The organism is Escherichia sp. AM3 (genome assembly GCF_032029835.1).
In the GTDB taxonomy this organism is placed as follows: domain Bacteria; phylum Pseudomonadota; class Gammaproteobacteria; order Enterobacterales; family Enterobacteriaceae; genus Escherichia; species Escherichia coli.
In genome coordinates this window covers 1-3,286 of the sequence record NZ_JAVUPQ010000168.1, presented here as the reverse complement: position 1 = coordinate 3,286, position 3,286 = coordinate 1, and the positions used below count along the sequence as shown (strand labels likewise).

The following is a 3,286-nucleotide window of genomic DNA, read 5'->3' as shown; positions in this document are numbered from 1 at the left end:
CTGACCGGCAAACTTATCCGCAGCGAGGATGAGGGGCTGGTCACCCACTGGCACTATGACGAAGCAGACCGCCTCACTCACCGCACCGTGAAGGGTGAAACCGCAGAGCGGTGGCAGTATGACGAACGCGGCTGGCTGACAGACATCAGCCATATCAGCGAAGGGCACCGGGTGGCGGTGCACTATGGTTATGACAGTAAAGGCCGCCTCGCCAGTGAACACCTGACGGTGCATCATCCGCAGACGAATGAACTGCTCTGGCAGCATGAGACCAGACATGCGTACAACGCACAGGGACTGGCGAACCGCTGTATACCGGACAGCCTGCCCGCCGTGGAATGGCTGACCTACGGCAGCGGCTGGCTGGCAGGCATGAAGCTCGGCGACACACCGCTGGTGGATTTCACCCGCGACCGCCTGCACCGGGAAACGCTGCGCAGCTTCGGTCGTTATGAACTCACCACCGCTTACACCCCTGCCGGGCAGTTACAGCGTCAGCACCTGAACAGCCTGCAGTATGACCGCGATTACACCTGGAACGACAACGGCGAACTCATCCGCATCAGCAGCCCGCGCCAGACCCGGAGTTACAGCTACAGCACCACCGGCAGGCTGACCAGCGTTCACACCACCGCAGCGAATCTGGATATCCGCATCCCGTATGCCACAGACCCGGCAGGTAACCGCCTGCCCGACCCGGAGCTGCACCCGGACAGCGCCCTCAGCATGTGGCCGGATAACCGTATCGCCCGTGACGCGCACTATCTTTACCGGTATGACCGTCACGGCAGGCTGACGGAGAAAACCGACCTCATCCCGGAAGGGGTTATCCGCACGGATGATGAGCGCACCCACCGGTACCATTACGACAGTCAGCACCGGCTGGTGCACTACACGCGGACACAATATGCAGAGCCGCTGGTCGAAAGCCGCTATCTTTACGACCCGCTGGGCCGCAGGGTGGCAAAACGGGTATGGCGGCGTGAACGGGACCTGACGGGCTGGATGTCGCTGTCACGGAAACCGCAAGTGACCTGGTACGGCTGGGACGGCGACCGGCTGACCACAATACAGAACGACAGAACCCGCATCCAGACGATTTATCAGCCGGGGAGCTTCACGCCACTCATCAGAGTTGAAACCGCCACCGGTGAGCTGGCGAAAACGCAGCGCCGCAGCCTGGCGGATACCCTTCAGCAGTCCGGCGGCGAAGACGGTGGCAGTGTGGTGTTCCCGCCGGTGCTGGTGCAGATGCTCGACCGGCTGGAAAGTGAAATCCTGGCTGACCGGGTGAGTGAGGAAAGCCGCCGCTGGCTGGCATCGTGCGGCCTGACGGTGGAGCAGATGCAAAACCAGATGGACCCGGTGTACACGCCGGCGCGAAAAATCCACCTGTACCACTGCGACCATCGCGGCCTGCCGCTGGCCCTTATCAGTAAGGAAGGGGCAACAGAATGGTGCGCAGAATACGATGAGTGGGGCAACCTGCTGAATGAAGAGAACCCGCATCAGCTGCAGCAGCTTATCCGCCTGCCGGGGCAGCAGTATGATGAGGAGTCCGGCCTGTATTACAACCGCCACCGCTATTATGACCCGCTGCAGGGGCGATATATCACTCAGGATCCGATTGGACTGAAGGGGGGATGGAACCTGTATGGATATCAATTGAATCCGATATCAGACATCGACCCCCTGGGTTTATCTATGTGGGAGGATGCAAAATCGGGGGCATGTACTAATGGTCTTTGCGGCACACTATCCGCTATGATAGGTCCAGATAAATTTGATTCTATAGATAGCACCGCATATGACGCCTTAAATAAAATAAATAGCCAATCTATTTGCGAAGATAAAGAGTTCGCTGGTTTAATATGTAAGGATAATAGTGGCAGATATTTCTCAACAGCACCTAACCGAGGAGAAAGAAAAGGATCATATCCATTCAATAGCCCTTGCCCTAATGGTACTGAGAAAGTATCAGCTTATCATACTCATGGTGCAGATAGTCATGGAGAATATTGGGACGAAATATTTTCAGGTAAAGATGAGAAAATAGTTAAAAGTAAAGATAACAATATCAAGTCATTTTATTTAGGTACGCCCAGTGGTAATTTTAAAGCAATAGATAACCACGGGAAGGAAATAACAAACAGAAAAGGATTACCTAATGTCTGCAGAGTTCATGGTAATATGTAAAAAAATATTGTTTAGGAACTGTGTCATTGTATCTTTGTTTGTTTTTACATACAACACATGGGCGCAGTGTAATAATAATATTAAAATAATGCGCAAGTATGAAAGTGAAGGTAAATATACCGTTAGAAATTTGGTTAAAAATAAAGCTATAGCATTGGAATTAGCTGAGATATATGTTAAGAATCGTTATGGACAGGATGCCGCAGAAGAAGAAAAACCATACGAAATCACTGAGTTAACAACAAGTTGGGTTGTTGAAGGTACCATTCCCTCAGACCAAATTGCTGGTGGGGTTTTTATTATAGAAATAGGCAAAAATGATGGGAGAATTCTGAATTTTGGCCACGGAAAATAAGTATGTAAGGATAATCAAACATCGTGTGCGCTGATGGCAGAGTAGGTGGAGGACTCCAGACAGTCAAACGATAGAAAAAGATAGCCTTTATGGAGGTTCCTGCAATGTCAAATACATACCAGAAAAGAAAGGCAAGTAAAGAGTATGGTTTATATAATAAATGTAAGAAACTAAATGATGATGAATTATTTCGCTTACTTGATGATCGCAATTCCTTGAAAAGGATTTCATCTGCCAGAGTATTACAGTTAAGAGGGGGGCAAGACGCTGTTAGATTGGCAATTGAATTCTGCACTGACAAAAATTATATCCGTAGAGATATCGGAGCATTTATACTCGGGCAAATATAAATTTGCAAAAAATGCGAAGATAATGTTTTTAATATTTTGAACAATATGGCATTGAATGATAAGAGTGCTTGCGTTCGAGCTACGGCAATCGAGTCAACGGCCAGGGAAAGATCATCAAAAGTTCACTTTTTGCACTAAATAATTCGCATTTTATGTTTAAAAATTGAGATATTCCTTATTACCTGAAGCTGTTTTTTATTGCTTATACATGATCAAATACTCCTTACCTAATTAAGGAGAACAAAATGGAACTTAAAAAATTGATGGAACATATTTCTATTATCCCCGATTACAGACAAACCTGGAAAGTGGAACATAAATTATCGGATATTCTACTGTTGACTATTTGTGCCGTTATTTCTGGTGCAGAAGGTTGGGAAGATAT

The 3,286-nt window shown here is 48.5% G+C and carries 2 protein-coding genes and 2 pseudogenes; all 4 read left to right on the top strand.

The genetic code is table 11. The annotated features are described in order from the left end of the window. Window positions 1-2,196 (top strand): annotated as a pseudogene (gene rhsB, locus RTW80_RS23400) (rhs element protein RhsB); the annotation flags it as partial. Next, window positions 2,168-2,551, top strand: coding sequence for a protein YhhH (gene yhhH, locus RTW80_RS23395; RefSeq protein ID WP_312720436.1), 384 nt, complete (start codon window positions 2,168-2,170; stop codon window positions 2,549-2,551). The pseudogene rhsB and the gene yhhH, both read left to right, overlap by 29 nt. A gap of 104 nt (window positions 2,552-2,655) precedes the next feature. Next, window positions 2,656-3,006 (top strand): annotated as a pseudogene (locus tag RTW80_RS23390) (lyase); the annotation flags it as partial. 140 nt (window positions 3,007-3,146) lie between these two features. Continuing rightward, window positions 3,147-3,286: transposase family protein (locus tag RTW80_RS23385; RefSeq protein ID WP_130568430.1), on the top strand; the 140-nt coding region annotated here is incomplete at its 3' end.

What these genes read in the sequence shown, in the direction of transcription:
- yhhH (WP_312720436.1), top strand. Translation starts at nt 2,168, where the DNA reads ATGTCTGCAGAGTTCATGGTAATATGTAAAAAAATATTGTTTAGGAAC.